4 protein-coding genes are annotated in these 2809 nt (G+C 71.2%); all 4 read left to right on the forward strand.

From position 1 onward, the window contains the following. Positions 1-264 precede the first annotated feature (264 nt). Positions 265-777 carry a ribosome maturation factor RimP gene (gene rimP, locus VFZ20_RS29550; RefSeq protein ID WP_329687560.1) on the forward strand — a complete coding sequence of 171 codons (513 nt, stop codon included), beginning with the start codon at positions 265-267 and terminating at the stop codon, positions 775-777. A gap of 48 nt (positions 778-825) precedes the next feature. Beyond that, on the forward strand, positions 826-2229 hold the full coding sequence (nusA, locus tag VFZ20_RS29555; RefSeq protein ID WP_329687561.1) for a transcription termination factor NusA: 1404 nt from the start codon (positions 826-828) through the stop codon (positions 2227-2229). Between the two features lie 4 nt (positions 2230-2233). Further along, positions 2234-2614, forward strand: coding sequence for a L7Ae/L30e/S12e/Gadd45 family ribosomal protein (locus VFZ20_RS29560; protein ID WP_329687562.1), 381 nt, complete (start codon positions 2234-2236; stop codon positions 2612-2614). Continuing rightward, positions 2614-2809, forward strand: a 196-nt coding sequence (locus VFZ20_RS33005) for a translation initiation factor IF-2 N-terminal domain-containing protein (protein ID WP_414682958.1), incomplete at its 3' end; no start/stop codon positions are given. The genes VFZ20_RS29560 and VFZ20_RS33005, both read left to right, overlap by 1 nt.

Here is a 2809-nt window from a genome sequence, read left to right on the forward strand (position 1 = left end):
TGCGTGAGAAAGCCGTTCGGGTGTCCCCGAGGGATTCGTGGGCCCAACGGAGGCGCGATAACCGCCGGTCGCGCACACGGGGCCGGGTGCGGTGTACAACCCGTGACGAAACGGCGCCCGCGCGAGCACGGTGGTTGCACGCCGCCCGCGCAGCGCCTATATTCGTTGCGTATCCGAACCTGGCGAGCGCCCCCACGGGCGGATCGCGCGGCGAAGTGGGGTGCGGCGGCCCCGCTTTTTTTATTGCCTCAACCCAGGGTTCAGATGGCGGTGCACGACGAGGGGCTCGCGGCCCAGATGGAGCCGCGCGTCGCGGAGCTGGGGTTCGAGCTCGTGGAGCTGGAGCAGGCCGGGAGCAAGGCGCGCCCCATCCTCCGCCTGTCCATCGACCTGCCAGACTCCAGGCCGGGCGAGCCTTCCGTCTCGCTGGACGACTGCGCCCGGGTAAGCCGGGCGCTGGAGCCGTGGCTGGACCAGCGCGAGGGGCTCAGCGACCGGTACGTGCTGGAGGTGTCGTCGCCCGGGGTGGAGCGGCCGCTGCTGCGGCCCCGCGACTGGGAGCGCTTTGCCGGCGCGGAGGTCGCGGTCAAGGGCCGCGGCGTGCTGGCCGACCGGGCCAGGCGGCTCGAAGGCGTGCTCCTGGGCCTCCGGGGCGACGAAGGGGCGCAACGCGTGGCGCTGCGCCTGCCGAACGACGAAGACGTGGAGATTCCGCTGGCGGACATCGACCGGGGCAACCTGGTGTACCGCTGGGAGCGCGGCGGGAAGGGCCGCTGAAGCAATTCCCCGCCACGCTCTGCCTGACCGACAAGGATCTGGACGGCCATGAACAACGCAACGCAGGTGCTCGCGGCGTTCCGCGAGATGACGGCGAACAAGGCGATCTCGCGCGACGAGCTGTACGACCTGATCAAGGACGGCATCCTTGCCGCCCTGGCCAAGCGCTACGGCCCCAACGTCGAGGCCGAGATCGAGATCGACGAGGACACCGGCCGCATCGGCATCACCGTGCTCAAGGAGGTGGTGGCCGAGGTGGAGGATCCGTCGCGCGAGATCTCGCTGGAAGAGGCCCGCTGGGACGACCCCGAGTTCGAGGTGGGCGACATCCTGGAGGTGCCCGTGGAGTTCGCGCACTTTGGCCGCAACGCCGTCATGGCGGCCAAGCAGCGCATCCTGCAGCGCGTCCGCGAGGGCGAGCGGCAAAAGATCCGCGACGAGTACGAGCACCGGGTGGGCGAGCTGCTCAGCGGCGAGACGCAGCAGGTGGAGCGCGGCAAGCTGGTGCTCATGCTCAACCGCAGCCGCGACGCCGACGCCATCATCCCGTGGAAGGAGCAGAACCCCCGCGAGCGCTTTCGCCAGGGCGAGCCCATCCGCGCCGTGCTCAAGAAGGTGGAGGAGACGCCCAAGGGCCCGCGGCTGATCCTGTCGCGCGCCGACCCGCTGTTCGTGGCGGCGCTCTTCAAGCTCGAGGTGCCCGAGATCCAGCAGGGCATCGTGGAGATCCGCGGCGCCGCGCGCGAGGTGGGCTTCCGCAGCAAGATCGCCGTCAGCAGCCGCGACGAGAGCATCGACCCCGTGGGCGCCTGCGTGGGCCTCAAGGGATCGCGCGTCCGCGCCGTGGTGCAGGAGCTGGGCGGCGAGCGCATCGACATCGTGCCCTGGCACCCGGACCCGGAGATCTACGCCAAGCGGGCCCTGGCCCCGGCGCGGGTCGCCAAGGTGATCTCGAACTACGAGACGCGCACGATGACGGCCATCGTGGACGAGGACCAGCTGTCGCTGGCCATCGGCCGCAACGGGCAGAACGTGCGCCTGGCCAGCCAGCTCATCGGCTGGCAGCTGGACCTGTTCGGCAGCCGCGAGTGGCTGGAGCGCGGGGCCGAGGCGGCGCTGTTCGGCGGCGGCGGCGGCGGGGACGAGGGCGAGTACGACTCGCAGGATTTCTCGCTGCGCGACCTGGACTTGGCGCCGGCCACCCTGGCCGCCCTGGAGGCCGCGGGGTACAACACGTTCTACGACGTCATCGACATGGAGCGCGAGGACTTCCTACGCATCCCGGGGCTGGGCGGCGACGAGGCCGACCGGCTGGTGTCGGAGATCGAGCGGCTGACGGTGGAGGAAGAGGAGGACGAATCGGCGGCCGCGCAGGCGGACGACGAGGCCGGCGAGCCCGATGCGGGCTTGACTTTCGGGGACGATTCGGAGAATTTGCCTGGTTCTGAATAACCGCATGGAACGCCGCGCGCCGCCGGAACCGTCCCCTGGCGCGCCCCAGCGCGCGCTGCTGTCCCTGCTGGGGCTGGCGGCGCGCGCCCGCGCCCTTGTGCTGGGCACGGACATGGTGCGCGGCGCCGCCCGCGACGGAAAGCTGGCCGCCGCCGTGCTGGCGGCCGACGCGTCGCCCACGCAGGCCCGCAAGCTGGTGCCGCTGCTCCAGGCCCGCGGGATCCCTTTCGCCGTTTGCAGCACGCAGGACGAGCTGGGCGCCGCCCTTGGGCGGGGCCCGGTTTCGGCCGTTGGATTGAATGACCCGAGTTTCGCGCGCCGCGTCATGGAGCTGGCAAGCGCGCTGCCCCTGATGCAGGATCGTGGAGGAGGAGAGCCGTACTGATGCGAGTCCTAGAAGTCGCCAAGGAGCTGGGTGTTCCTGCGGAGGCCTTGGTGAACCTCCTCCGGGAGATGGACGTCCCCGTCCGCAGCCACATGAGCGACCTCTCCGAGGAGCACGTGGCGCGCCTGCGCACCGTGGTGGAGCGCGAGCGCCGGCTGGGCCACGCCATCGCCGCCCCCGCCGGCGCGGCCGACG

The organism is Longimicrobium sp. (assembly GCF_036280135.1).
GTDB lineage: Bacteria > Gemmatimonadota > Gemmatimonadetes > Longimicrobiales > Longimicrobiaceae > Longimicrobium.

What these genes read in the sequence shown, in the direction of transcription:
- rimP (WP_329687560.1), top strand. Translation starts at nt 265, where the DNA reads ATGGCGGTGCACGACGAGGGGCTCGCGGCCCAGATGGAGCCGCGCGTC.
- nusA (WP_329687561.1), top strand. Translation starts at nt 826, where the DNA reads ATGAACAACGCAACGCAGGTGCTCGCGGCGTTCCGCGAGATGACGGCG.
- VFZ20_RS29560 (WP_329687562.1), top strand. Translation starts at nt 2,234, where the DNA reads ATGGAACGCCGCGCGCCGCCGGAACCGTCCCCTGGCGCGCCCCAGCGC.